This is a genomic window from Clostridium thermobutyricum DSM 4928 (assembly GCF_002050515.1).
GTDB classification, from domain to species: domain Bacteria; phylum Bacillota; class Clostridia; order Clostridiales; family Clostridiaceae; genus Clostridium; species Clostridium thermobutyricum.
The window spans coordinates 58,925-84,243 of record NZ_LTAY01000111.1; the positions used below are offsets into that span (position 1 = coordinate 58,925).

The 25,319-nt window shown below is 27.6% G+C and carries 27 protein-coding genes and 11 tRNA genes; 8 read left to right on the plus strand and 30 right to left on the minus strand.

All coding sequences use genetic code 11. The features are described 5' to 3' along the window. Nucleotides 1-109 precede the first annotated feature (109 nt). The 14 genes from CLTHE_RS16100 to CLTHE_RS16165 form a co-directional block, all read right to left on the minus strand. Complete coding sequence (locus tag CLTHE_RS16100) at nt 110-1,501, minus strand: DNA primase family protein (protein WP_004455731.1); 1,392 nt, start codon at nt 1,499-1,501, stop codon at nt 110-112. A gap of 396 nt (nt 1,502-1,897) precedes the next feature. Next, nucleotides 1,898-2,758 carry a zinc ribbon domain-containing protein gene (locus tag CLTHE_RS16105; protein ID WP_004455726.1) on the minus strand — a complete coding sequence of 287 codons (861 nt, stop codon included), beginning with the start codon at nt 2,756-2,758 and terminating at the stop codon, nt 1,898-1,900. Between the two features lie 24 nt (nt 2,759-2,782). Next, complete coding sequence (locus CLTHE_RS16110; RefSeq protein ID WP_004455678.1) at nt 2,783-3,085, minus strand: hypothetical protein; 303 nt, start codon at nt 3,083-3,085, stop codon at nt 2,783-2,785. A 95-nt stretch (nt 3,086-3,180) separates the two neighbouring features. Next, complete coding sequence (locus tag CLTHE_RS16115) at nt 3,181-3,444, minus strand: Mor transcription activator family protein (RefSeq protein WP_004455721.1); 264 nt, start codon at nt 3,442-3,444, stop codon at nt 3,181-3,183. A gap of 676 nt (nt 3,445-4,120) precedes the next feature. Then, on the minus strand, nt 4,121-4,477 hold the full coding sequence (locus CLTHE_RS16120; protein WP_055227691.1) for a hypothetical protein: 357 nt from the start codon (nt 4,475-4,477) through the stop codon (nt 4,121-4,123). Nucleotides 4,478-4,488: 11 nt separating this feature from the next. Further along, nucleotides 4,489-4,794 carry a DUF960 family protein gene (locus CLTHE_RS16125; RefSeq protein ID WP_055227689.1) on the minus strand — a complete coding sequence of 102 codons (306 nt, stop codon included), beginning with the start codon at nt 4,792-4,794 and terminating at the stop codon, nt 4,489-4,491. Nucleotides 4,795-4,851: 57 nt separating this feature from the next. Then, nucleotides 4,852-5,154: a hypothetical protein gene (locus CLTHE_RS16130; protein WP_004455733.1), complete on the minus strand. Its 303-nt coding sequence runs from the start codon at nt 5,152-5,154 to the stop codon at nt 4,852-4,854. A gap of 17 nt (nt 5,155-5,171) precedes the next feature. After that, a complete protein-coding gene (locus CLTHE_RS16135) occupies nt 5,172-5,501 on the minus strand; it encodes a hypothetical protein (protein ID WP_004455704.1) in 330 nt (109 codons plus the stop codon). 229 nt (nt 5,502-5,730) lie between these two features. Next, a complete protein-coding gene (tetA(P), locus tag CLTHE_RS16140; protein ID WP_004455690.1) occupies nt 5,731-6,957 on the minus strand; it encodes a tetracycline efflux MFS transporter TetA(P) in 1,227 nt (408 codons plus the stop codon). A 735-nt stretch (nt 6,958-7,692) separates the two neighbouring features. Then, complete coding sequence (rlmH, locus tag CLTHE_RS16145; RefSeq protein WP_002599182.1) at nt 7,693-8,172, minus strand: 23S rRNA (pseudouridine(1915)-N(3))-methyltransferase RlmH; 480 nt, start codon at nt 8,170-8,172, stop codon at nt 7,693-7,695. Nucleotides 8,173-8,183: 11 nt separating this feature from the next. Continuing rightward, nucleotides 8,184-8,825 (minus strand): lactate utilization protein, encoded by a 642-nt coding sequence (locus CLTHE_RS16150; RefSeq protein ID WP_080024281.1) that lies wholly within the window; start codon nt 8,823-8,825, stop codon nt 8,184-8,186. Nucleotides 8,826-8,936: 111 nt separating this feature from the next. Beyond that, the gene (locus CLTHE_RS16155; RefSeq protein WP_002599180.1) at nt 8,937-9,434 is read right to left on the minus strand and encodes an SEC-C metal-binding domain-containing protein; all 498 of its coding nucleotides are present in this window, start codon (nt 9,432-9,434) and stop codon (nt 8,937-8,939) included. An 18-nt stretch (nt 9,435-9,452) separates the two neighbouring features. Further along, entirely contained in the window at nt 9,453-10,244 is a 792-nt protein-coding gene (locus tag CLTHE_RS16160; protein WP_002599179.1) for an MBL fold metallo-hydrolase, read from the minus strand. 22 nt (nt 10,245-10,266) lie between these two features. Further along, entirely contained in the window at nt 10,267-11,532 is a 1,266-nt protein-coding gene (locus tag CLTHE_RS16165; protein WP_080024282.1) for a UDP-N-acetylglucosamine 1-carboxyvinyltransferase, read from the minus strand. A 443-nt stretch (nt 11,533-11,975) separates the two neighbouring features. Here CLTHE_RS16165 and CLTHE_RS16170 point away from each other — a divergent pair, with 443 nt between their 5' ends. The 5 genes from CLTHE_RS16170 to CLTHE_RS16190 all read left to right on the plus strand — a co-directional run bounded on the left by CLTHE_RS16170 (nt 11,976) and on the right by CLTHE_RS16190 (nt 15,884). Continuing rightward, nucleotides 11,976-12,512: a hypothetical protein gene (locus CLTHE_RS16170; RefSeq protein ID WP_002599177.1), complete on the plus strand. Its 537-nt coding sequence runs from the start codon at nt 11,976-11,978 to the stop codon at nt 12,510-12,512. Between the two features lie 270 nt (nt 12,513-12,782). After that, on the plus strand, nt 12,783-13,247 hold the full coding sequence (locus CLTHE_RS16175) for a dUTP diphosphatase (RefSeq protein ID WP_002599176.1): 465 nt from the start codon (nt 12,783-12,785) through the stop codon (nt 13,245-13,247). Nucleotides 13,248-13,339: 92 nt separating this feature from the next. Next, nucleotides 13,340-13,771: a DMT family transporter gene (locus CLTHE_RS16180; RefSeq protein WP_080024283.1), complete on the plus strand. Its 432-nt coding sequence runs from the start codon at nt 13,340-13,342 to the stop codon at nt 13,769-13,771. Between the two features lie 20 nt (nt 13,772-13,791). Next, nucleotides 13,792-14,607 (plus strand): MBL fold metallo-hydrolase, encoded by an 816-nt coding sequence (locus CLTHE_RS16185; RefSeq protein ID WP_080024284.1) that lies wholly within the window; start codon nt 13,792-13,794, stop codon nt 14,605-14,607. Between the two features lie 74 nt (nt 14,608-14,681). Further along, a complete protein-coding gene (locus CLTHE_RS16190; RefSeq protein WP_080024285.1) occupies nt 14,682-15,884 on the plus strand; it encodes a S8 family serine peptidase in 1,203 nt (400 codons plus the stop codon). A gap of 41 nt (nt 15,885-15,925) precedes the next feature. Here CLTHE_RS16190 and CLTHE_RS16195 read toward each other — a convergent pair whose 3' ends face one another. Then, nucleotides 15,926-16,498, minus strand: a complete 573-nt coding sequence (locus tag CLTHE_RS16195; RefSeq protein ID WP_080024286.1) for a M23 family metallopeptidase — start codon at nt 16,496-16,498, stop codon at nt 15,926-15,928. A 177-nt stretch (nt 16,499-16,675) separates the two neighbouring features. On the opposite strand from CLTHE_RS16195, the gene CLTHE_RS16200 reads away from it, so the two are divergent. Continuing rightward, a complete protein-coding gene (locus tag CLTHE_RS16200; RefSeq protein WP_002599171.1) occupies nt 16,676-17,665 on the plus strand; it encodes a DnaD domain protein in 990 nt (329 codons plus the stop codon). Next, complete coding sequence (locus CLTHE_RS16205; RefSeq protein WP_080024287.1) at nt 17,665-18,666, plus strand: ATP-binding protein; 1,002 nt, start codon at nt 17,665-17,667, stop codon at nt 18,664-18,666. Before CLTHE_RS16200 ends, CLTHE_RS16205 begins: the two co-directional genes overlap by 1 nt. Before the next feature lie 205 nt (nt 18,667-18,871). Here the strand turns inward: CLTHE_RS16205 and CLTHE_RS16210 are convergent. The 11 genes from CLTHE_RS16210 to CLTHE_RS16260 form a co-directional block, all read right to left on the minus strand. After that, nucleotides 18,872-18,948 (minus strand) — tRNA-Asp (locus tag CLTHE_RS16210). Between the two features lie 12 nt (nt 18,949-18,960). After that, a tRNA-Val gene (locus CLTHE_RS16215) sits at nt 18,961-19,036 on the minus strand. Between the two features lie 7 nt (nt 19,037-19,043). Then, a tRNA-Glu gene (locus CLTHE_RS16220) sits at nt 19,044-19,118 on the minus strand. A 9-nt stretch (nt 19,119-19,127) separates the two neighbouring features. Then, nucleotides 19,128-19,202 (minus strand) — tRNA-Thr (locus CLTHE_RS16225). 30 nt (nt 19,203-19,232) lie between these two features. Further along, nucleotides 19,233-19,309: transfer RNA gene (locus CLTHE_RS16230), tRNA-Asp, on the minus strand. A 14-nt stretch (nt 19,310-19,323) separates the two neighbouring features. Then, nucleotides 19,324-19,399: transfer RNA gene (locus CLTHE_RS16235), tRNA-Val, on the minus strand. 5 nt (nt 19,400-19,404) lie between these two features. Continuing rightward, nucleotides 19,405-19,479: transfer RNA gene (locus CLTHE_RS16240), tRNA-Glu, on the minus strand. A 9-nt stretch (nt 19,480-19,488) separates the two neighbouring features. Beyond that, nucleotides 19,489-19,563, minus strand: a tRNA-Thr gene (locus CLTHE_RS16245). Nucleotides 19,564-19,593: 30 nt separating this feature from the next. After that, nucleotides 19,594-19,670 (minus strand) — tRNA-Asp (locus CLTHE_RS16250). Between the two features lie 15 nt (nt 19,671-19,685). Continuing rightward, a tRNA-Val gene (locus tag CLTHE_RS16255) sits at nt 19,686-19,761 on the minus strand. Between the two features lie 5 nt (nt 19,762-19,766). Next, nucleotides 19,767-19,841 (minus strand) — tRNA-Glu (locus CLTHE_RS16260). Nucleotides 19,842-20,330: 489 nt separating this feature from the next. On the opposite strand from CLTHE_RS16260, the gene CLTHE_RS16265 reads away from it, so the two are divergent. Next, nucleotides 20,331-21,581 carry a BaiN/RdsA family NAD(P)/FAD-dependent oxidoreductase gene (locus tag CLTHE_RS16265; protein ID WP_080024288.1) on the plus strand — a complete coding sequence of 417 codons (1,251 nt, stop codon included), beginning with the start codon at nt 20,331-20,333 and terminating at the stop codon, nt 21,579-21,581. Between the two features lie 69 nt (nt 21,582-21,650). Here the strand turns inward: CLTHE_RS16265 and CLTHE_RS16270 are convergent, their stop codons facing one another. From CLTHE_RS16270 to proC, 4 genes are all read right to left on the minus strand, one after another. Continuing rightward, nucleotides 21,651-22,400 carry an acyl-[acyl-carrier-protein] thioesterase gene (locus CLTHE_RS16270; protein ID WP_080024289.1) on the minus strand — a complete coding sequence of 250 codons (750 nt, stop codon included), beginning with the start codon at nt 22,398-22,400 and terminating at the stop codon, nt 21,651-21,653. Between the two features lie 144 nt (nt 22,401-22,544). Then, nucleotides 22,545-22,730, minus strand: a complete 186-nt coding sequence (locus CLTHE_RS16275) for a DUF1858 domain-containing protein (protein WP_002599167.1) — start codon at nt 22,728-22,730, stop codon at nt 22,545-22,547. A gap of 92 nt (nt 22,731-22,822) precedes the next feature. Then, nucleotides 22,823-24,109 (minus strand): adenylosuccinate synthase, encoded by a 1,287-nt coding sequence (locus tag CLTHE_RS16280; RefSeq protein ID WP_080024290.1) that lies wholly within the window; start codon nt 24,107-24,109, stop codon nt 22,823-22,825. A gap of 406 nt (nt 24,110-24,515) precedes the next feature. After that, a complete protein-coding gene (gene proC, locus CLTHE_RS16285) occupies nt 24,516-25,313 on the minus strand; it encodes a pyrroline-5-carboxylate reductase (protein ID WP_080024291.1) in 798 nt (265 codons plus the stop codon). Between the last annotated feature and the right edge of the window lie 6 nt (nt 25,314-25,319).

Sequence of the window (25,319 nt, forward strand, 5' to 3'; positions counted from 1 at the left end):
AGTTTATTATTCATGAAACATCTTCTTTTTGATATTTCATGAATTTTCTTAGTCCTTTAGCCCTAGTTGTTGGTACATCTAAATTTCAGCATTTTATCTTAGCCACCAATTAGCCACCTAGTTGTCCAAATATTCTAGAATCATCTAATGAAATCCTAAAACATCCAACTATTTTTACTCCAGTATGGTATCTAAATGAATTTGATTTCTTACTTTCACATTCATATCCTAATGACTTAGCATAAGCATCAAATTTCCTCCAGAACTTTTGAACACTTATTTTAGCTTGTCCTTCCATTCCATTAGCTCTAGCCCAGCTTTTGTATGTATTGTAGATTATTCTATTATCTTCTCTATGGTCACTATGTTCTTTTTCAACGCATTGCTCAAAGAATAGTATCATCGGATTAAGTTCCATTTCATACTGTTTAAGTAATTTATTGGAACTGTTACATTCAGAAAATCTAAAATTATTTTCTTTTAATCTCCTTAGACCTACTAAAGCCCAATTAAATATTCCATTAAGTTCTTCTTTTAGTTTTTCTCTTAAATAGAAATCTCTATCTTCTTCTTTAACTACATTTTTGAAATGAAGCATACATAATCTTCTCATAAACGCATAACCTCCATCATTTGTATGAGGTAGATTATTTGTTGAAAATACCATTCTAGCAGTAGGCTTAAACTGAATTACAGGTTGATTTTTCTGTTCAGCAGTTATTATGTCTTCACCAACTATAGCCTTAAAATATTGAGTATTAAGAGAAGCCCCATTAAACTCGTTCTCGTTGCTAATGTTAGCTAACTTTCCATATATACATACTCTAGAAAATGGTCTACTAAGTTCATTCATTGGTATACTTGAAATATTTTCTTGACCAATAAGTTCACTAATGATATCAATGAAAATTCCTTTACCATTTTTTCCTAGACCGTATAAGATTAGTGCTTTTTGTGCTCTTGTTTCTGCTGTTAAAATATACCCAACCCATTCTTGTGCAAGATTTATAGCTTCTTCATCACCATTAAAACATTGATTAAGAAATCTAATGAAATTAGGACATTCAGCTTCTTCATTGTAATCAACAGGTATTCTAATACTACTGTAGAACTCAGGTCTATGTTCCATTAAGCTATATGTGTTTAAATCAAACATACCATTTCTAAGATTTATATATCTTTTGTTAGAGTTAAGTTCCTCTTCAAAAAATACTATTCTTTTTAAAGCTCCTATGTATTCCTTTTCATTTTTCAAAGACCATATATTATCCGAATAAGTTTGTAGCTTACCTCTTAATTTCTGAAATAAGTACATATCAGAAATCTTATTCCATATACCATCGTTATATACATAAAATGAATCTTTATTATAGATAATTTGTAATTTTTTAGCTGTAAAAGTGGCAAATTTATTAGGATTGAAGGATTTTACCTTTCCAGTTTTCTTTGAAAACTCTATTCCCATTTCTTCACACTCTATGATTTTTTCATCTTCTAACATACATTTTCTCCTCACTTATTTTTATTAAGTAAGGTAATGAATCGCTTCTACGTTTGTTATGATACACTAAACAAACCAAAAACGCCAAAATCATTTTTGGCTATTTCAAGCCATTTTCAGCTATTTCCAATAAATTATGAATTTTATTTTTTAACTTTAATTTACTTTTTTTAAATTTTTATCCTGTCTAGGAAGTCTAGGCTTAAAATTTTTTATCTTTTTTCCTCCTAGACTTCCTCGCTTAAAAACCTCCTAATTTATTACTTTTTTGTATTTATTATTTAAAATAATCCTTAAATATACTATTGGAAATTCTCTTCCAACTTTTAATTTCGCAGTTTTACTTGATATTTCTCATTTTTGTAAAAAAAAAAGAGGTTCAACCCTCTTTTTTTTTTATTGTTGTATTTCTACTAACTCTCCATTAGAATACAATCTATATTTCGCTAATATTGTATTATCATCAAACTTTATCCAATCCTTATCTTTAGCTACAACATCAAAATACTTTTTACCAGTTTCATCTATATTTAAATCTGATGATAGCTCATAGAAATTACGTGTATTTCCATTATCAGCATTCATTTTATCTAACATTTCTTGTGCTACTGTTTTTGAAAAGTTATTCTCGTCTGTTTCAATCTTCAACTTATTTTGTTTCTCTTTTTCTAAAGCTTCTTTTTCTTTTCTTTCAGCCTCTTCTTTAGCATAATTATCTTTTCTTTGATTAGATAACAATTCACTAGCTTTTACGTGTAAGTCATACATAGTATTTATATCTGCTTGTTCTATATATTGCCATTCTGATGTTTCTTTACTTAATTCTTCTGCTTGTTCATATTCTCCTTTTTCAATTAAGCTTTTAACCTCTTCTATTTTTACTAAAAATTCTTTTCTTATTTTTTTAACATTTAACAATTCTTTTTTTAGATTTTCTACATCATCTTTTAATCTATCATATTTTTTATAACTGCTATCAATTTCATTAAGATATTTCAATCCAGAATCTACTCCTGAACTTTGAGCCTTTTGGTAACTAACAACCACATTCCATAATTTATCTATTTTTTTATTATTTCCATCAACAACAGTATATAATATATCCCTTGCATTATCATAATCACCATTATTAATAGCTACTTCGGCTTTCTTTATTACTGCATTTTCTTCATTGATTCTTTTACCTATAATTCCTACTATAAATAACAGTATAAGAACAACTAATCCTATTATTATAGACTTATTTTTCTTATTCATATACTTATCTCCCCCTTTATTAAATTATTTCTCCCCTTTAATTTTAGAATAAATAAAAGAACCTATTAGAAATAAAACTGCTATAACTATAGCTAGTTTTATCAAAATCCATAATACTGTAAATATTCCTCCAATTAATCCACTCATCCAATTAACTATGAAAGCACCTACAGCACAACATAGAAGCCACTCACCAACCATTGCTCCAAATCCTAAATACCATATCTCAAAAATATTATTAATTAGAATAAAAAACCCTGTTCCTAATATTAATGTAAATATAAGTGCAATTAACGCTGTTAATCCTCCAGCATCAAAAACATTCATTAAACTACCTCCCTCATTCCAGCAATTTCATTTAATACAATATTACTATATTTTAATTTTATTTTTTGTCGAAATTTATCAATCTTTAAATATTTTTATCTAAATTTAATATTATTTCTATTTATTATTGATTGAACCCATCTCTCTGAATAATCTAATTCTTTAGCTAATTTTCTTACATTTTTACCATTGTAATTCTCTTGTAAATATTTAATTACATATTCTTTAGAGTATAATTTCTTAGGAAAATTAAATTGTTGACCTCCAAATACACTATGTATTTCTCTTGTAACTTTTTCACCCATATGTTCAAAAATAGTAGAATACACTCCATTAAAATGCTCTTTTTGAATATCCATATATTAACTTCACCTCCCATAAAAAATAATAGCTACTTTAAAATGATTATTCATGCGAATAATTCATTGAAAAAATCATTAAAAACTTACTGAAAATTAATTTTAAATTTAATATAAAAAAAGTTAATGCTCCTAAAATATAGAAACATTAACTCTTTTAATTTTATTTATTGGTATTATATATAATTTAATTATTATTAATTGTATATATTTATTATTTATTTTTTATTCTTTTTTTCTCTCTATTCTGATTATATTTTTTTATTTTTATTTATTTTTTTATTAAGGCTTTAGCCCCCCTATCCCCCCGTCACTCCTTTAGAGTTCCGAGTTCCCTCTTTCCAAGTTCCATTATTTATATGTTTTATCTTTTTCATTTTTTTATTTTTAAGTAAAATTAGTGACCTAAAACTTTTCTATTATCTACTTATTCAATTTAAAAGCAACTTATTTAGCTCTTTTTTGAGCTTTTTTAATCTAATGGCTACTTTTCTTCACTATCTAAAAAATCTCTGTTTTCTGATATGTTTTTGTTGCTTTTTGCTCAATTTCTCTCTATCATCATATAGCTTTTTTAACTTATCTTATATTTTTACTTATTATTTACTGCTTCTATTGAAGTAGCAACAACTGTTAATATAGTACCAACTACTTTTATTACAGTTATAATATCCATCTATTTCACCTCCTTTAAATATGTATAAATATATGAGTAACTATCTCTTACAGGAACTAATTTGATTACATACTTAGCAACTTCTAAATCTATGTAGACTAATGTTTCATTATCATATCCTCTACCATTACAGAACCTTACTACAGTATCAAAACTCTTTATTAAATCAAATTGAATGTAGTTAAGTTCTTGTTGTAGCTTCTTTAAATCTATTTCCTTTTTATCATTTAATTCAATTATTAAATCTCTAGGATTCCATTGATTAGCAAGCCCTCCATCATAGAAATCAAAACGCATTACTCCAAGTAGTTCCTTAGAACTATACTCAAAAGACTTTTCTTTACTTAGTTCTTTCATCTTATTACCTCCTAATATTCTTCTGCTAACATCATAGTTGAGTATTCATTATCATCTATTACGAAAACTTTTATGTTTCCATTAACCTCTATATTTTCTAAATCTATAACATACTTTTCTTTATACTCTGGAACTTCTTGACTATGTTCAATTACAATTCCTTCTTTACATTTTCTTACTTTGAAAACTTGTAAGTAGTCTAATTCCTTTCCCTCTTCATTCAACTTATCAATCATACTCCAAAGTATAAGTTGTAATCTTAAATCTAACTTTTCATTAGCTCCTCTTGTTATATATCTGCTCTCTTTCTTAAACATCTTAATCCTCCTAAAAATAATTAAAGCTACCTAATTACTTTTCTTGTAATTAAGTAGCTATTTTAATTCTTGCTTCAACATTTCTATGAATTCATCTGAAAATACTTTCTCTTTAATGGACTTCTTTATTAACTCCATTAACTCTAATTCAGTTACATCAAGACTTCTTGGAATATAAGTCTCATCACCTCTTCTAGTAGATTTATATACACAGAATCTTATTTCATTCCTTTTTAGTTCCTTGATATATATCTTTTCTATTGTATATGTATATTCATCATCTCCAACTTTTCCTTGATTTATTATCTTACAATACTTAGTTTCCTTGATTATCTTATCCTCTTTTATATTCTTACTCACATTAAATTAACCTCCATTTATTCTAATAGGAACTTAGAAAGTTCTTCTGTTGTTACTACTACAATTGCATAATCACTTGAAAGCAAAAATAAGGAAGAAGTCCAATTAACTCCTTCCTTACATTCAATAATATCAGTATATTCTGGTATTAAACCTTGTAACTTATCTTTCTTTAACATTTCGATAACAACGATATTTTCTGCTATAACTATATATCCTCCTAAATCTTTCTCTATATCTCTATTAGCTCCATAATTTTCACCTAATACATTAATGACGTCTAAAACATTACTGATTACTTCTATAGGATATCCTTTTAATTGATTTTTTAAATAAACCTTTTTCATTATAAATTTCTCCCTTCTAAGAAAGTAAAAAACTTTTACTTGTATACATAAATACAAGTAAAAGTTTGTTTTTCTAAGTTAATAATATATATTTAATTTATCTTTTAATACAGTAATTAACCTAATTCTAATATTGTAATTTAAAAGTGTTTTTGAAGATTTCTACAAAAAATTTACGAACCTTCTTGTATTGTTCAATCAAATTATCTTCATTTTTAATCCCTTATATTCATGATATTTTTTTATCCATTATCATAGAAATAATATATAACACTAATACTGGTGCTACTAATAATGAAGTACATACTATACCAATACTTACTGAAATATTTGTAGCTATGATTCCTATAATCGGTCCACCTAAAATTTGACCTAAGGAATTCATTTGTCCATTTATAGAAAGCACAGTAGCTCTAGAATTATCATCTATATGCCCATTTAACCACGCACTGAATATAGGTTCATTTATAATTCTAAAGGTATTTGTTGCCAAATAAGCTATTAACATTAAACTAAAGTTTCTTGTAAGAGCAAATATCAACATAGACGATATATAAAGTATATTTATGCATAATAATAGTTTTCCATTTTTCCTATTATCCTCATTCTTAAGATTCTTTGCCATAAAATGCATTACTATGAAGCTCAATATCATTCCTAAAATTCCAAAAATTCCAAACCAAGTCACTGAACTAAGGTTTCCAAGTTTAGGAAGTGTAGTATCTTGTAAAAAATGCGCATTAGAAAGTCTATCATAACCTTCACTTGATAATCCATAAAATAAAGTTACTGCAAGTAAAATCATAATTATAGATTTACTTTTTACAAATTTAAGACCAGATTTAAATGTATATACCATCTTTTTGAATGTATTTAAATCCCCAGGAGCAGATGGTTTAAAATTATTTTCTGGCATATATAACCATAAAAATAATGCAAGAATTATAAATAAAACTCCACTAACTATAATAGGAAGCCTTACAGAGAAATTAGCTATTACAGTGCTTAGTACTATTCCAATAAATGCTCCTATCTGCCCTGCTTGTGCTCCCTTTATATAAATTTCATCTAAATCTTTATTCTTCTCTTCTTCCGCAATCCAAGCTTCAAGCGAGCCACTGATAAAAGTAGACCCTAATCCCCATACAATCTGTGCTACAAGTACGAAAACAAAACTAGAAATAGAACCTTCTAAAATAAATCCCACTCCTGTTAAAACTCCCCCAATAACAATAGATAGTTTACGACTATACACATCTGCAACTATACCTGTAGGAATTTCAAATATAAAGCATGCTAATTCCAAAGTAGTTCCAACAAGTATAAGCTGAAGTGGATTTAAATGAACTATTTCAATGTGATACACTATCATAACTGTAGCTACTAACGAAAAACACATTGCTGTAATAGCTGAAAATAATAAATAAGTTTTATATGCTGAAAGTTTATTAACCATTAATCATCACCATCCTAGTATTTCTTAAAAAATTTGTTTGTTTTTCATAATCTTCATATTTAAATATATAAATCATCAAAATAATCTCCTTAAACAAAAAAAGCTGTAAATGAACATAATTCACTTACAGCCTCATAATCATATAACCTAAATATAAACATAAAATATAGAACTTTAATTATATAACTTATGATTAAGCTATTCAAATTAAAATCTTATACCATATCTATATATAGCAAAAATAGACATAAAAATACCGTGTTTAGAACACGGTTTTCCTATCCTGCAAATAAAGATGTAACATGCTCATTATAATACTAATTATTTTTAGAGTACACAAATAAACATGGTAATATCAATATTATCAATAATTGATTCTACCACAAATAAACCTTGAGTTATTCAAGATTTTTCATATACTTTTAAAAATAATCCTTATTCAGTTAATTTAATTAAAAATTACCTCTTTGCGCATATTTACAACACCTTTACATTTATATTTTTTATGCTTATATTTTAGTATAATTATAGTATATATAATTTTAAAAATTTTTTCAATGCTACAGATTCTGAAAAACAAATTCTAATTTTCTCAAGTAGTGAAAAATGAAGAATCTATAAATAAAATTAAAATACCCAACAAAAATTCAAACTTTAGATTTTTGTAAGTTTCATTGCAAAAATTAAAGCACACCTATCGTCCATTTATATATCCAATTCTATCCAAAACCTCATTTATTTATGGTACGGTTCATTCTTCATTATCCTAAATCCTCTATAGATCTGTTCAAGTAGCATAACTCTAAATAATTGATGTGGAAATGTCATCTTTGAAAAGCAAAGTTTATAATTTGCTCTCTTTTTAACTTCATCTGAAAGTCCAAGACTTCCTCCAATTAAAAATACTATATTAGAGTTACCCATTACTCCATTTTGCTCTATAAATTTTGAAAATTCTTCTGATGTAAGATTTTTTCCGCCCAAATCCATTGCTATTACAAAAGCATTTTCTTTTATTTTGCTTAAAATTTGTTTTCCTTCTTTTTCTTTTATAAGTTGTTCTTCTTTCTCTGAAGCATTATCTGGAGTTTTTTCATCATTTAATTCTATTATTTCCAATTTACAATATCTACTTAATCTTTTTGAATATTCATCTATTGCTTGTTTTAAATATTTTTCTTTTAGTTTTCCTACTGTAATTAGTGTTATGTTCATTATTCCTCCAATTAATATCCTAAGTTTTCATTTAAGAATAATACATGTATTCTATCTTTAAAGTTTTGTCTTTTTATTACAGAATATTCTTTACATATTCTTTCTGGACTTTTACAATCCATGCAATATCCAACTTTTGCACATGGAGTTTTTCTATCTAATCTTTTTGCATTAGCTGGTGCTGACATTAATCTATTTCTTTTTATTGCTTCATCAAGATTTTTAACTATTTTATTTATTCCACATATAACTATTACTTTATCTGGTCCATAAAGCATTGCAGCTATTCTATTTCCATTTCCATCTACATTATATAATTCACCATCTTCTGTTATTGCATTAGTACTTGTAAAGAATGCATCTGCTGAAAATGTATCTCTATATATTTGCTTTATATCTTCTGGTGTAAGTCCTGGTTTTGCTCTATCTAAAAATTCATATCTTCCACTTCTTAAGTGTTCCATTATCCCTGCTTCTGCAAGTGTCATTGATCCTCCACAAGAAACAACAGAACCTTCATTAACTAACTCTTCTATTTTTTTTATTAAAGCTTCTCTTGACTCTATTAAATAACCATTCATATTATTATTTTCTAAAGCTTTTATTGTTCTTTCTATTTTCTTTTCATTTACCCAATTCACATTTTTGTCCATACATAATACCTCCTAAGTATTTATTTAAACTTCTTTATATAGGAAATTTTTCCATAATTATATAGTAAAAAAGCCCATAATTATATTATGAGCTTTCCTTATATTAAAGTATTATTTTCCGCAACACTTTTTATATTTCTTTCCACTTCCACATGGACATGGATCATTTCTTCCGATTTTTTCTTCATTAACTACTGTTCCTGCTTTTCTATATTCAGTTGTTATCTCTTTTCTTTTTTCTACTGAGAATATAGAATCCCATTGTTTTAAAGTATATAGATAATCAGCTTTAGCATCTAACATATTGTAGTATAATTTTTCAAAATCCATATCAAGTACTAATTCAGTATTAACATCAACTGTTTCTAAGTCATATGAATTTTTTAAACTATCATTTATACCATCAACAAATCCCATAATGAATTCATTTGTTGTATTATATTCTTTTGATAATTCTGCAATTGTAGTCTTTTTAACTTCTGTGTGTTTTCCTAATAAATCTTTGTATATAGCTTTTTCAATTGCACCATATTCTTGCCAGAAAGCTGCTTCTCCTTTAGTTTTTACATATTCAACTACCATGTCAGTCCAATCTGTGTATAAACTCATTTTAGTACCCTCACTTTTTTATAAATTTATTAATTTACTAGGTTCATGTCTATTGGCCATATATAACTTAACGTCCTCACCTAGCTTTATGCCTTGTTCTTGTAAAGTTGTAATAACTGTTTGATAAGCTAAATCTGGATGATTATTAGTTCCACTTAAATGACCTAAGAACACTTCTTTTCCTAACCCATACTTTATAAGTTGAACTAATGCTTCTCCACAATCTTCATTTGATAAATGACCTATTTCACTAAGTATTCTTCTTTTTAGATTATATGGATATGGTCCAAATTTAAGCATATTAACATCATGATTACTCTCTAATAATATAATGTCTGAATCTTTTATATTATCTTTTATTTCTTCTGTAAAAGTTCCGAAATCTGTAGCTATACTTGCACATTTATCTCCACTTTTTATAGTGTATCCAACAGGTGCTATAGCATCATGAGGGATATTAAAAGATTTAACTTCTAAATCCCCTATTGTTACAGTACTTCTCTTATCCATAATTTTTATATTATGTTCTTTTATTTTTCCTAATGATTTTTCCATAGCTTCCCATGTTTTGTCATTAGCATATATAGGAATATCATACTTTCTTGAGACAATTCCTGCTCCTTTTATATGATCAGAATGCTCATGAGTTATAAATATCCCTTTTAACTCTTTAGGATTTTGACCTATTTTTTTTAATGCTTCGTCTATCTTTTTTCCTGGCATTCCAGCATCTATTATTATTTGGTTATTTTCATTACCTATAAAAATACTATTCCCACTACTTCCACTATAAAGTGAGCAAAATCTCATTTTCTTATCCCCCTGTTGTTTATTATTCTTCAACAGTTATTCTTTCGATTTTTGCACCTAAGCTTCTAAATTTATTTTCAATGTGAGGATATCCTCTATCTATATGTTCAATGCTTGTTATTTCTGTTTTTCCTGAAGCAATTAATCCAGCTATAACCATAGCAGCTCCTGCTCTTAAGTCAGTAGCTTTAACAACTGCTCCACTTAATGTATTAACTCCATCAATTATAGCAACTCTACCTTCAACTTTGATATTTGCTCCCATCTTTTTAAGCTCATCAATATGCTTATGTCTGCTTTCCCAGATTGATTCAGTTATTATACTTCTTCCTGGTACAACAGATAATAAAGTTGACATTGGTTGTTGAACATCTGTTGGGAATCCTGGATATGGCATAGTTTTTATGTTAACTCCTTTTAAGTCACCAACATATCTAACTCTTACACTATCGTCTCCCTCTATTATTTCAACTCCCATTTCTAAAAGTTTTGCTGATATTGATTCTAAATGTTTTGGTATAACATTTTTAATTGTTATATCTCCTCTTGTTGCTGCAGCAGCTATCATAAATGTTCCAGCTTCAATTTGATCTGGAATAACGCTATATGCACAACCAGTAAGCTTTTTAACTCCTGTAATTCTTATAACATCAGTTCCTGCACCTTTAATATTTGCTCCCATTGAGTTAAGGAAGTTTGCAACATCAACTACGTGAGGTTCTTTTGCTACATTTTCTAATGTTGTAACACCTTCTGCTAAAGTAGCAGCTATCATAACATTTATTGTTGCTCCAACTGAAACAACATCAAAGAATATGTTAGCTCCTTTTAATTGTTTAGCTTTTACGTGAACAGCTCCATGTTCTATTACAACATCTGCTCCTAATGCTTCAAAACCTTTTATATGTTGGTCTATAGGTCTAACTCCTATAGGACATCCTCCAGGTAATTCAACCTTAGCTTCTTTAAATCTTGCTAAAAGCGCTCCTATAAAATAATAAGAAGCTCTCATTCTTCTAACATCTTCAGTACAAGCATTAACTGTATTAACACTTGTGCTATCTATTTCTAATGTATTATTATCAATTTTTTTTACTTCGCATCCTAAACTTGAAAGAATTCTATCAAGGCAATGTACATCTTCTATATCAGGTACATTATCTATAAGACATTTACCTGAACTAGCAGCTACAACAGCTGGTAAAATTGCAACAGCAGCATTTTTTGCTCCGTTTATTTCAACAGCCCCTTCTAATTTTCTTCCTCCATGTATAACTAATCTTTCCATCCAATTCACCCTTATTAATAAGATTATATATATGATTAATTTCCCAAATCTCGTTTATTTTTTTCATCTAATTATTTTTTAAATCATCAAATAAAATAGGATATTTACACATTATAATCCTATCATAATTATTTAATGTACGTTTATCATTATATCATAAACTTTTGTTAATGAAATATTTTTTTTTATATTATTAAAAATGAGATTAATTATTTACATATATTATCGATTTTATAAAAAAATTAAGGCTTTTACCTAGTAATTTAGCAATTTAATATTTCAATTTTGTAAACTTAGTGAACTTTGATACTTTAAAAGTTCACTATTGTTCCTTTTATTTCCATATAGCATTTCCCCCTATTCTTTTATTGTAAGTATTATGTTATAATTTATAGAAAAGTTTGGATTAAAAATTTAAAGAATTAGATTAAGAGAGGTTGAATATGAAATATTATATCGTTGCATTATTAGATGAAGCTTCTAACGAAGCAATACTAGATACTCAAAAATTAATGTCAAAGAAATTTAGAGCTAATAAAAATATTCCTAATCCTTATATTGCATTAGAAATATTAGATAATCCTAACATTGAAAAATTAACTGAAGTAGTATCTAAAGTTCTATCACCTTATAAAAAATTTAAGGTTGAGTTAACAAACACTCTTTTTGTTTCAGAAGAATGCAAAACATTAAACTTAAAATTAGATAATAGAGGTTATATAAAGAAAATTTTATATTCTCTAAATGATATGCTTAAATTACATGGTTTTAATGTAAAAGATCCTGATGCAACTGTTCTTTCATTAACTCTAGCTAATTTTAATTATTATCCAAGAGATATAAAGAAAAAATTATCTGAAAATCAAACTCTTCTTAACACTGAAGAAAAAACTCTTAAAGTTACAGGTTTTCAAATTTGGAAAATGCCTCACAATAAACATGAAATTAAATTAAAAGATTTCGAATTAAAAGTCTTCTAATTAAAAATATATATAATTTATAGCTATCTAAAATCAGATTTTAATTACATATCTACTTTAGATAGCTTTTTTATTTCAATATTTTATTTAAAATTGATAATTTCTTTTACTATTAACACATATTATTGCTTATTAAGAATTAGATTTTCTTAAATTTTGTGAAAATTTCAAAATTTTTTTCATGTATTCGTTTTCCCAGCTTTCCTTATATCAAAACTTTTTGTAAAATATATTAAGATGATTGTCTGTAAAGCCAGGAGGGGTTTTTTTATGTTAATATGTGATTTATTTAATATCCAAAGAAATATAGATTCAAATATTTCAATTAATGAAAATCTAAACAATTATAAAATAACAGCAAGAAAAAACTTAGAACTTCATATAAAAATAAGTGATCTTGCAAATGAAACTAAATGTTACACTTATACAAATGATAGTGATTTAGAGATTGATGAAGATATAGTTTTAAGAAAATATATATCTTGTTTTCAACAAATACTTTCTATTGGTATCGACAATAAATATGATCAAGTTTTAGAAAAAATAGACGTAGCCCCTAGTGACTATTGCTTAAGTGATCAATTTCTTAACTTATACATAGATATAAATGATTTAATAATATCTAAATCAGAAGATCACTTTGAAACTCTTTGTGAGGACTTTTTAAGCATCGGATTACAACTAGGATTTGAAGAAAATAAAATAATAAATGCCTTTAAAGAATATGCAGCATAAATACTAATAATTGCTATAAGTTAAACTTATAGCTTTTTTTTTTACATTTTTTATTATCATATTGCAAATACTATTTTGGAGGTGATAAAAAAATGATTGGTGTTATAATTGCAATAATTTCTGGATGCTCTATGGCTCTCCAAGGTGTTTTTAACACTAGATTAGGTGATAAAATAGGTGTTTGGGAAACAAACTGTATAGTTCAATTAACTGGACTAATATTGACATTAATAGTAACTATATTTTTAGGAAAAGGAAGCTTCAAAGCTTTAGGTACTGCAAATAAAATTTATTTATTAGGTGGTGCCTTAGGAGTTGTAATAGTTTTTACTGTTATGCAAAGTATAGGTACATTAGGAACTACTTACGCAACTTCTATAATATTAGTATCACAATTACTTCTTGCAGCTTTAATAGATGCTTTTGGTTGGTTTGATGCTAAAAAGATTAATTTTACCTTAAAAGAATTCATTGGAGTTGCAATAATCATAGTAGGTATTATAGTATTTAAATGGAAGCATTAATCTATTTAAGGAGACTATAAATGAATTTTTTTAAAAACATACACTTTTTATCAAAGTTAACATATAACAACATAAAAGAATACTTTAATGAAAGAGAAGTCGTAAAAAATGATGAGATATTAACAGATTCTATTCATTGGTACGGACATGCAACAACTATTATAAACATATCAGATAAACTTATACTTACAGATCCAGTATTATCAAATAGACTTGGATTTTTTAAAAGAGTTGTCCATAAACCTCTTGAACTTAAAGACTTAAAATTTGATTATATTTTACTTTCCCATGGACATATGGATCATATGCACTTTCCATCTTTAAAAAAATTAAATAAAGATGCTATTGTCATAGTTCCTAGAGGATATAAAAAAATCCTTAACTTCCTTGGATTTAAAAATGTTATTTTACTAAGACCAGGTCAAACATATGAAGATGATTTTGTAAAAGTTACTTCAATTCAAGCTAAGCATGATGGTAGAAGATTTTATGTTGGTATTGATATAGAAAGTAATTCATACTTAGTAGAAGCTAGTGATAAAAAGGTTTTTGTTGCAGGAGATACTGCAATGACTAATAGATTCAACAATATAGAATGTGATGTTGCTATAATGCCTGTAGGATGTTATAAGCCTGAAAGGTTTAGTTATATGCACTGTTCTCCTCAAGAGGCATATAAAATGTTTAAGAACATGAATGCAAAATATATGCTACCTGTTCATTATAAAACATTTAAAATATCTCTAGAGAATTTTGATGAAACATATAATACTTTAAAAAATTTTAATGATAATAACGTAAAAATTCTTGATATAGGAGAAACATTAAAATTTTAATACAAATTAATATTAACACTTATTACTCCTCATTAATAAAATGTTAGTGTAACAATTAATGTAGGAGTATTTTTATGTTTAATTTTAAAAACAAGCTTGACTACAATTTACAATTATCATTAAACAGCAATGTTTATAAAAAGTATCGTGTCTTTGTAAAATGTAAAAACTTATTTTCATCTGTGTTAAAAAAAATATCATCTATGAATGATGCTTTAATATATCCAATAAAACCATGCAATTTAATCTCTTGTAACTTAAGTAAGAGAGAAATTATAGCAATTTCTGAATATCCAGAAGTTGAATCTATATATTTTGATGAGTACTTATTTTTATGTGGTATGAGTGTATCTAACGCTAATAACTATCATAAGCTTACTTCCAAGTTAAAATTTTCTGGCAAAGGTGTAACTATTGGTATTGTAGATAGTGGTGTTTATCCTCATATAGATTTAACTAGACCTAATAATAAGATAGAACATTTTGAAGACGTAATATCACATAAAAAATTTCCTTATGATGACAATGGACACGGTACAGCTTTAGCAGGGATAATTTGTGGAAGCGGAGTTTCATCTAATAATATGTGCACTGGAATTGCTCCTCAAAGTAGTATAGTTTGTTATAAAGCTTTTGATGCTTTAGGAAAAGGTTATGCCTCTGATATACTTTTTTCTATATGTCAATTAGTTGATAAGTCGGATGAATTTAATATAAAAGTTCTGTGTTTACCATTTGAAATGCTTTCTAATAATCATAGAATTTTTAATTCTTTCAATAATATTTTTGATTATGCTTTATCTAAAAATATTATTCCTGTAGTTCCAAGTGGAAGTATAAATAATTCTGAATTTGGAATGATGGGAATAGCTTTATTAAAAAATTGTATAACTGTTGCAGGTATGTCAACTGTTAAAGAATCAAAACCATATACTTATTCTTCTAAATCACTTTATTCTAAACTAAAGAAACCCAACTTTGCTTGTGCATGTGATCAAATATCAACATTAAATAGTGATACATCATATATTTCAGAAAAAAATGGTGTTAAAGTTTATCCTAGAAATATTGATGCCAAATATAAATCCTATTCAGGAACATCATTATCTGTAGCATTTGTTTGTGCTATATGTGCAATACTTTTTGAATATGATCCTACTTTAAAATTAGATGATATAATTTCTTTAATTAATTTATCTTGTTCAAACTTTAAAGAATATGATAAAGATTTAGTTGGTAGCGGAATAATAAATTTAAATAGACTTTTAGAAAAATAAAAATTTAAGACCAAAAGATAAATATCTTTTGGTCTCTATTGTTATTCTCCTATATAATTTTGAGGATTAATAGGCTTATCATTTATTCGCATTTCAAAATGTAAGTGTGGCCCTGTGCTTCTTCCTGTATTGCCTACAGTTGCTATCTTACTTCCACCTTCAACTTTATCTCCAACATTTACATTAAATCCATTTAAGTGAGCATATCTGCTTTCTAATCCATTTCCATGATCTATTATTATTATATTTCCATAACCATCTTTTTCATAGAATTTTGATTTAACTGTCCCATCTAAGCATGATAATACATCATCTCCAAGACTTTTTCCTATATCAATTCCTTTATGAAATTTTCCCCATCTTTCTCCAAAGCCAGATGTAACTACTCCTCCACAAGTTGGATGAAAAAACATAAGTGTTTTTCCGTTAACAGTTTTAACTTCTCCTTGTGATTTATTAGCGCTCTCAACATTTATTTTTCTATCATAATTATTTATAGCATTTACTGCAATACTCTCATTTATAAAAGAATTTAAGTATGCTGAACTTCCTATTAAAATTGCAGTTATTATAGCAAATTTAATAATATTGTTTTTAAAATTTCTCGAGTACATTTAATTAAATCTCCTTTTTTAAAATTTTATCGACTTTTTTAAATTAACCAATTTATTTTCAATTTATACCTCCTTATTTTTCCTTTAAGTTGTTATAGTTTAATGTCTTTGTTATAATTAGCTTAAATATTAGGAATACTAGTAATCTAGAATACGCAATTTTGTGAGGTAAAACTAATGAGTACTTTTGTATTAAAAAATAAAGCTTTAAATTATACTCCTGTAAGCAATGTGTTTATAGAACAGTATATGCCAAAAGCTAGAGGAGAATTTGTAAAAGTTTATCTTCTACTTCTAAAACAAAATATGAATGGTGAACCTGGAATAGGTTCAGAAATAATGGCAAGAATGCTAAATCTATTAGAATCAGATATAATGAATGCCCTACACTACTGGAATGAAGAAGGATTAATAAAATTATCTCCATTAGATAGATTAGGAAACTTTAGTATAGAATTTTTACCACTTGATTCAGAAAAAGCTATTGAATCAGAAGAAGACGAAAGTATCTTAAATTCTTTAACTGAACCAGATATAACATCAATGCTAAAAGATGTTGAAAAAATCCTTTCAAGAACTTTAAATTATAAAGAAATGCAAATATGTATTGAATGGAATAAGAAATTCTTATTTACTACTGAATTAATAACACTTTTAGTAGAATATTGTGCTTCAAAAGGTAAATCACACTTTAGATATATGGATACAGTTGCTTCAGCTTGGAATGAAAAGAATGTAAGAACAGTAAGCCAAGCACAAACTCTTATAGCTAAGGAAGAGGATAAGTGGAAGAAAATAAAAGAAATTTTAAAATATCTTGGTATAAAAAATACAGATTTAATGAAACCTCAAGAAGATATGCTAGAAAAATGGTTATTTATATATAACTTTAAATTAGAAATAATTCAAAAAGCTTGCGATAGATGTTTCCAAAGATTAAATAGAGCTGATTTTAAATATATAGATAGTATTCTTACTGACTGGAATAAAAATAACATAAGAACTGTTACAGATATAGAACTTAAAGATATAAACTTTAAAAAAGCTCAAGGAAATAAAACATTTTACAAAAATCAAAATCAATCAAATCAAAAAATCAAAAACTTTAGAGAGAAAAATTATGATTATGATGCTCTTGAGCGTGAATTATTAGGGTGGGATGATTAATGATTAGTGGATATCAATCCGAAATATTAAAAGAATACGAAGAAATAAGATCAATAGAAAATAAAAATTTAAAGGAAAGAATTAAAGAAATAAAAGATAAGCATCCTGAAATAATGGAGATAGATGATGAGATAAAAAAGCTTTCTGTTAAACTTCCTTTATTAATTTTAAAATCTACTACAACTGAAGAAGATGTTGAAAAACTTAGAGATAAAATTTTTGATTTAAGAGCTAAAAAAATAGAGGCTTTAGTATCTAAAGGATACTCTCCTGAATATTTAACTATTCATTATAGATGTAAGAAATGTAGTGATACTGGATACATAGGAACAAAACGTTGTGAATGCTTTAAAGATAAACTTATAAAACTTCACTATAAAGATTCCAATTTACAAAGCATATTATCAAAATATAATTTTAATGATTTTGATTTAAGTTTATTTCCAAATAAAACGGATCCAAGTTATCCAACTCAAAAATTTACGCCATTTGAAAATATGCAAAGAATTTATGATTTTATAGTTTCTCAGTATATTCCTAACTTCAATAGAACTGACGTAAATTTATTATTTTCTGGAGCTGCTGGTACAGGAAAAACATTTTTATCCTATTGTATAGCAAAAGAATTATTAGATAGAGGATATTTAGTAGTTTATAAAACAGCTGATGAACTTATAAGAATTTTAGCAGATATAAGATTTAATAAGAATCAAAATCTAGATGATTTAATTACTAATTGTGATTTACTTATAATAGATGATTTAGGTTCTGAACAAATCACAGAATTCTCAAAAACTGAATTCTTTAATTTGCTTAATAAAAAACTACTTTTAGGAAAAAAAATGCTTATATCTACAAATCTAGTTGCAGATGATTTAGATGATCGTTATGATAGGCGTACATCTTCAAGATTAATAGGTAATTTTAAATTTATGAGATTTTACACTTATGATTTAAGAATAGAGAAAAAACGTAGATTAAATATGAGAAATAGAAAATAGGAATAGAATATAAAGCCAAAATTAAATTAAAATATAAAATTAAGCTATATAAATTTCAAAATTTATATAGCTTTTATTTTTTTAATTATAATTATATATTGATTAAATATATAAAATATTGTTACCATTTTACTTTCTTTACTTTAATTATATATATAGCTTATATTTTATATAAAAAAAGAAGTAAGATTAAATCTTACTCCTTTGGCGACTCAGAAGGGGCTCGAACCCTCGACCTCCGGCGTGACAGGCCGGCACTCTAACCAGCTGAGCTACTGAGCCATATAAAAAAAATGGTGGTCACAACAGGGATCGAACCTGTGACCCCCTGCTTGTAAGGCAGGTGCTCTCCCAGCTGAGCTATGCGACCTAAAAATTGGTGACTCCTAGGGGAATCGAACCCCTGATACCACCGTGAAAGGGTGGTGTCTTAACCGCTTGACCAAGGAGCCATATTAAATTGGAGCTGGCAATAGGAATCGAACCTACAACCTGCTGATTACAAGTCAGCTGCTCTACCGTTGAGCCATGCCAGCAAATTAGTTTTAAATTTTATAAAATTATATTGGCGACTCAGAAGGGGCTCGAACCCTCGACCTCCGGCGTGACAGGCCGGCACTCTAACCAGCTGAGCTACTGAGCCGTATTATAATTTAATGGTGGTCACAACAGGGATCGAACCTGTGACCCCCTGCTTGTAAGGCAGGTGCTCTCCCAGCTGAGCTATGCGACCAAAAATGGTGACTCCTAGGGGAATCGAACCCCTGATACCACCGTGAAAGGGTGGTGTCTTAACCGCTTGACCAAGGAGCCATATTAAATTGGAGCTGGCAATAGGAATCGAACCTACAACCTGCTGATTACAAGTCAGCTGCTCTACCGTTGAGCCATGCCAGCAAATTGGTTTTAAATTTTATAAAATTATATTGGCGACTCAGAAGGGGCTCGAACCCTCGACCTCCGGCGTGACAGGCCGGCACTCTAACCAGCTGAGCTACTGAGCCATATTATAATTTTAATGGTGGTCACAACAGGGATCGAACCTGTGACCCCCTGCTTGTAAGGCAGGTGCTCTCCCAGCTGAGCTATGCGACCAAAAATGGTGACTCCTAGGGGAATCGAACCCCTGATACCACCGTGAAAGGGTGGTGTCTTAACCGCTTGACCAAGGAGCCATATTTCATTTGTGTCTGCGATCTTATTTGTTTCGCGCTGACCACATAGACTATATTACATAAAATCATTTTAAGTGTCAACACTTTTTTTAAAAAATATTTTTTTTTTATTATTTTTAACACTAATCTTATTATGTGAAATCTTCACAAACTTAGTATTTGCAAGGCTTATCTCATTTTTTATTTTTCTTCAATTTTTATAAATTTTATTATGTTCTTTTTCATTATTTTTTATTATGTATAAAAATTTTTTTATTAATTATATTTTTTTCTAATGATTTTTATAATTTATTTTTCTACTTATTTATATATTAACGCCATTCAATTACATAGTAAGCCTAACTTTTTTATTTAAAATAATATTTTTTATATCTATAAAAGAAAAATATTTTTCTTTTATAGATATAAATACGATTTTAATTATTTTATATTTACTTAACTATGATAGAATTTATTTAAATACATTTTAAATGAAGGAGAAATTTAAATATGATTTATCACGATTTAATAATAGTTGGTGGTGGGGCTTCTGGACTTATGTCAGCAATCCTAGCAAAAGATTATGGTATAGATGTAGCAATAATAGAAGGAACTGATCGTGTTGGTAAGAAAATTCTTACCACTGGTAATGGGCGTTGTAATATTTCAAATGCCTCAATAAAATATCCTTTTATAAATTATCACAGTACAAGAGAAAACTTTTTTCAAAATACATTAAATAAATTTTCTGTTGAAGATACAATAAACTTTTTCTTATCTCTTGGTCTTCCAATAACAGAATTAGAAAATAATAAACTTTATCCACAATCACTTCAAGCTTCTTCTGTTGTGGATATTTTAAGAATGAATATAGAGGAAAGAAATATTCCTGTGTATAACAATTGTAAAGTAAAATCTATCCACAAAAAGAAAAACTTTATATTATCCACAAACAATGAGGAATTTTTAGAATTCTCTTGTGGAAAACTTTTAATGTGCTGTGGAGGAAAATCAGCTTCTAAAACTGGCTCTGATGGCTCCTCTTATAAACTATGCGAAAATTTTGGTCACTCACTTATTAAACCTATTCCAGGAATAGTTCAATTAAAATTAGATTATCCACACTTAAAAGCTATGTCAGGAATTAAATTTGATGGAAGAGTAAATTTAACTGTTAATGGTAAAGTTATTAGAAGTGAGGTTGGAGAAGTTTTATTTACTGATTACGGAATATCTGGTCCACCTATTCTTCAAGTTTCATCTACAGCTTCAAGAGCATTAAATAAAGGTCATGAAGTTATTATAGAAGTTGACTCTATGCCATATAAGAGTAAAGAGGAAGTAGAAAATGAATTATATACTCATCTTGCTATGTTCTCTAATAGAAGTATATCTAATGCTCTAATTGGAGTTGTAAATAAAAAGCTTATCCCAACTATACTTAAAGCTTCTAATATATTTAACATACATACTCCATGTTGTGAATTAGATTGGAAATGCCAAGCAGATTTAATTAACAAACTTAAATCTTGGAAATTTAAATGTACTGGAACTAAAGAATTTCAAAATGCACAAGTAACTGTGGGTGGAATAGATGTGAAAGATATAACCCCAGAAACTTTAGAATCAAAATTAGTACCAGGACTTTATTTTGCTGGTGAATTTATAGATGTTGATGGAGATTGTGGAGGTTTTAATCTTCAATGGGCTTGGAGTTCTGCTTTTAATGCCGCAACTTCTATAAAAGATGCATTAAAATAGAATTTCATTTAATATTTTTATAATAAAATCAATAAAAAACCTTAAGCAATTTTGCTTAAGGTTTTTTAATTATTTTTTTTCCCATTGGAATTCTAGAATAGTTAATTCTACACCTTCTTTATTATATATTTTATGAAGTGTCTTCTTTGTTCCATCTTCCTCTTCTTTAACTTGAACTCCAACATGAATAGAGTTTCCATAGCTTACTTCTTTTTCAAATACTATTTTTATTCTTTTTAAATCGAATTCTTTTATCATATCTTTAGGTACAGACTCTAATGCCCATTCAACATATTTTACATTATTAACATGTGTATTTGAATCTATATCACTATATCTTATCTGGAACTCTTTAGAAAATTGTTCTTCTTCCATTTTTTCTATTTTTTCCATCTCTTTAGCTTTTTCTAAATCGCCGTCTTCTCCATACATCTTATAGTGTTCAGGCAATATTCTCATAGGTCTTCTTCTTTCTATATTAATTAAGAAGAATAAAGCTGTAGCTTCAACTAAAACCTCTCCATCTTGATTCTTAATAAGATAATCTCTTAGTGCATAGAATTTTTTAAAACCTGCTGGTATTGTTACTACACTTAATTTATCTCTATAGTTAGGATACTTATGTATCTTTATATCATATTTATAAAATACCCAACCTGCTCCATGCTCTAATTGATAATTTATTGTATCTCCTACTGATTCGGCATGTGCGTTCCCAACATCACATAAAAAATATACTAATGAAGCTATTTTACATCTTAATTTGTAATCTACATCTCTATATAAAACTTCATAATCCTTAGTAAAGCTATTATCCATATCTAATTTCTCCTCAAAATTTATTTATATATATAAGTATACCAGTATTTGTTTATATTTATATTAAAAAACAAAATTTATTAACATTATATTTAATATTGAAAAAGAGATGCAAAGTCTTATCTTGCATCTCTTTTATTTATATTATTTGTTGTTTAAAGCTTCTAATAAAGCATCAATATTTAATCCATGAACCATAGCCGCTTGTTCTATTGTTTCAGCTTGAGATGATGGGCATCCGATACATCCCATACCAAAAGACATTAAAACTTCTGCTCTAGTTGGATCCATTTTAATTACTTCACCTATAGTCATTTCTTTTGTTATCATAACTTCCACCTCTTAATGTAAAAATACATAATTATTATTCTATATAAGATTATATTTTATACATCAAATAAAGTCAAGTAATATACTCAGAATTAAAGTTCTTTAACTCTCATAGTTTGATCTCTCTTAGGACCAACTGATACTATTGAAATTCTTGTTCCTGTGAATTCTTCAATTCTTTCTATATATTTCTTAGCGTTTTCTGGTAATTCTTCATAGCTTCTCGCATCTGCTACACTTTCATCCCATCCATCAAATTCTTCATAAACTGGTTTACATTCTGCTAAATCTTCTAAACTTGCTGGGAAGTAATCTATAACTTCTCCATTAAATTCATATCCAACACAAACTTTTATCTTATCAAGCCCAGCTAAAGTATCTATTTTAGTTACTGCAAGTGAAGTTAATCCACTAACTCTAACTGTAGTTTTTAATATTACTAAGTCAAGCCATCCACATCTTCTTGATCTTCCTGTAGTAACTCCATATTCATGACCTTTTTCTCTTATCCAATCACCAGTTTCATCAAGTAATTCTGTTGGGAAAGGTCCTTTACCAACTCTTGTTGTATAAGCTTTAGCTATTCCAACAGCATTAGTTATCATAGTAGGCCCAACTCCTGAACCACTAACTACTCCACCAGCTGTTGTATTAGAAGAAGTTACATATGGATATGTTCCATAATCTATATCTAAAAGCATTCCTTGAGCACCCTCAAATAATACATTCTTATCTTCTTTTATTGAATCATAAACTTTAACCGAAGTATCTTTTACGAAAGGCTTTAATTTTTTACCAAATTCAAGATACATTTTTAAAGTTTCTTCAAAATTTTCTTCTTCTCCACCTAAAACCTTTGTTATATAAAGATTTTTTGTTTTCATATTTTCTCTTAATTTTTCTTCAAAAACTTCTGGATGCATAAGATCACAAACTCTTATTCCACATCTTTCAAATTTATCTGTATAACATGGTCCTATTCCTTTACCAGTAGTTCCAATGTCATTTTTACCTCTAGCTTTTTCTTTTAATCTATCTAATGTTTTGTGATAAGGCATTATTAATTGTGCTCTATCACTTATCATTAATTTCTCTGGTGTAACCTTAACTCCAACACCCTCTAAATATTCAATTTCTTCAAAAAGTGCTTTTGGATCAACTACAACACCATTTCCTATAACATTAACTTTATCATCATATAATATTCCTGATGGTATTAAATGAAGTTTGTATTGTTTATCTCCAACTTCAACAGTATGACCTGCGTTATTTCCTCCTTGGAATCTAACAACTACATCTGCATCTTCTGCTAGATAGTCTGTCATCTTTCCTTTTCCTTCATCTCCCCATTGAGCTCCTAATACTATAAATGCTGACATTATATTTGCCTCCTTCAGATCAATTAAATAATCTATTCTTAAATTTTATGGAGTTAGATTATATAAATTATTATTCACAATAATCATAAATATAAACCTCTTTTGGATTTTCTCTCCCATAAACAATAGTAGCAAAATGGAAGTTATAGGTCAATGAAAAATCGAATTATTTTTATAAATTTTAATAAAATATTCGGATGTTTTATTATTATATTAAATTTTTATTATAAAAAAACCTTAGAGCCTGTGGAACTCTAAGGTTTTACTTCTTAATTTTTTAAATTAAGAGGAGTTTTATTTATGTGTGTGTTCTATGTGGTTCGTGTTAATCAATACCTTGTCCAGTTGATATTGATTATCATTGATTTAATTATAAAATCTTTTTAAAATTTTGTCAACAATTTTATTACATATTTTTAGATTTATTTGCGCAAGTTTCAATAGCACTTATAATAGTATTTCTAATACCATTTTTCTCAAGGTCTGCAACTGCTTCTATAGTAGTTCCCCCTGGAGAACATACCATATCTTTTAATACTCCAGGATGATGTCCTGTTTCTAATACCATTTTTGCTGATCCCAATACACTTTGAGCTGCTAACTTATAAGCCTTATCTCTTGGTAGTCCTAATTTAACACCACCATCAGCCATTGCTTCAATTATCATAAATATATATGCAGGAGATGAACCACAAACTGCTATAAATGCATGGAAATCTTTTTCGTCTAATATTTCATATTTACCAAATACATTAAAAATATCACATACTTCTTTTAATTCATCTTCAGTTACATTTTTATTAGGACATATCGCTGACATACCTTCTCCAACTAAGGCTGGAGTATTTGGCATTGTTTTTACTATTTTACTATCTTCATCTAACATATTTTCTAAATCCTCTATATCAATTCCTGCTGCAATGCTTATTATTATTTTTCCTTTTAATTCTTTTTTTATACCTTCTATAACACCTTTGTACATATAAGGTTTTACTGCTAATATAACTATATCTGATTCTTTAGCCACTTCTAAGTTAGATTCTTTCCCTATAACCTTATATTCCTCTTCAATTTTTTTTCTTGATGATTCTCTCTTTGTAGAAACTAATATGTTTTTACTTTCTATAAATTCTTTTTGAACTAATGCTCCAAGCATAGCTTTTCCCATGTTTCCACATCCAATAAATCCTATTTTCTTAGTCATTATAAA

Coding starts and splice junctions, on each gene's coding strand:
- CLTHE_RS16100 (WP_004455731.1), bottom strand. CDS start 1,501: ATGTTAGAAGATGAAAAAATCATAGAGTGTGAAGAAATGGGAATAGAG.
- CLTHE_RS16105 (WP_004455726.1), bottom strand. CDS start 2,758: ATGAATAAGAAAAATAAGTCTATAATAATAGGATTAGTTGTTCTTATA.
- CLTHE_RS16110 (WP_004455678.1), bottom strand. CDS start 3,085: ATGAATGTTTTTGATGCTGGAGGATTAACAGCGTTAATTGCACTTATA.
- CLTHE_RS16115 (WP_004455721.1), bottom strand. CDS start 3,444: ATGGATATTCAAAAAGAGCATTTTAATGGAGTGTATTCTACTATTTTT.
- CLTHE_RS16120 (WP_055227691.1), bottom strand. CDS start 4,477: ATGAAAGAACTAAGTAAAGAAAAGTCTTTTGAGTATAGTTCTAAGGAA.
- CLTHE_RS16125 (WP_055227689.1), bottom strand. CDS start 4,794: ATGTTTAAGAAAGAGAGCAGATATATAACAAGAGGAGCTAATGAAAAG.
- CLTHE_RS16135 (WP_004455704.1), bottom strand. CDS start 5,501: ATGAAAAAGGTTTATTTAAAAAATCAATTAAAAGGATATCCTATAGAA.
- rlmH (WP_002599182.1), bottom strand. CDS start 8,172: ATGAACATAACACTAATTACAGTAGGAAAACTAAAAGAAAAATATTTA.
- CLTHE_RS16150 (WP_080024281.1), bottom strand. CDS start 8,825: ATGGACAAAAATGTGAATTGGGTAAATGAAAAGAAAATAGAAAGAACA.
- CLTHE_RS16155 (WP_002599180.1), bottom strand. CDS start 9,434: ATGAGTTTATACACAGATTGGACTGACATGGTAGTTGAATATGTAAAA.
- CLTHE_RS16160 (WP_002599179.1), bottom strand. CDS start 10,244: ATGAGATTTTGCTCACTTTATAGTGGAAGTAGTGGGAATAGTATTTTT.
- CLTHE_RS16165 (WP_080024282.1), bottom strand. CDS start 11,532: ATGGAAAGATTAGTTATACATGGAGGAAGAAAATTAGAAGGGGCTGTT.
- CLTHE_RS16170 (WP_002599177.1), top strand. CDS start 11,976: ATGAAATATTATATCGTTGCATTATTAGATGAAGCTTCTAACGAAGCA.
- CLTHE_RS16175 (WP_002599176.1), top strand. CDS start 12,783: ATGTTAATATGTGATTTATTTAATATCCAAAGAAATATAGATTCAAAT.
- CLTHE_RS16180 (WP_080024283.1), top strand. CDS start 13,340: ATGATTGGTGTTATAATTGCAATAATTTCTGGATGCTCTATGGCTCTC.
- CLTHE_RS16185 (WP_080024284.1), top strand. CDS start 13,792: ATGAATTTTTTTAAAAACATACACTTTTTATCAAAGTTAACATATAAC.
- CLTHE_RS16190 (WP_080024285.1), top strand. CDS start 14,682: ATGTTTAATTTTAAAAACAAGCTTGACTACAATTTACAATTATCATTA.
- CLTHE_RS16195 (WP_080024286.1), bottom strand. CDS start 16,498: ATGTACTCGAGAAATTTTAAAAACAATATTATTAAATTTGCTATAATA.
- CLTHE_RS16200 (WP_002599171.1), top strand. CDS start 16,676: ATGAGTACTTTTGTATTAAAAAATAAAGCTTTAAATTATACTCCTGTA.
- CLTHE_RS16205 (WP_080024287.1), top strand. CDS start 17,665: ATGATTAGTGGATATCAATCCGAAATATTAAAAGAATACGAAGAAATA.
- CLTHE_RS16265 (WP_080024288.1), top strand. CDS start 20,331: ATGATTTATCACGATTTAATAATAGTTGGTGGTGGGGCTTCTGGACTT.
- CLTHE_RS16270 (WP_080024289.1), bottom strand. CDS start 22,400: ATGGATAATAGCTTTACTAAGGATTATGAAGTTTTATATAGAGATGTA.
- CLTHE_RS16275 (WP_002599167.1), bottom strand. CDS start 22,730: ATGATAACAAAAGAAATGACTATAGGTGAAGTAATTAAAATGGATCCA.
- CLTHE_RS16280 (WP_080024290.1), bottom strand. CDS start 24,109: ATGTCAGCATTTATAGTATTAGGAGCTCAATGGGGAGATGAAGGAAAA.
- proC (WP_080024291.1), bottom strand. CDS start 25,313: ATGACTAAGAAAATAGGATTTATTGGATGTGGAAACATGGGAAAAGCT.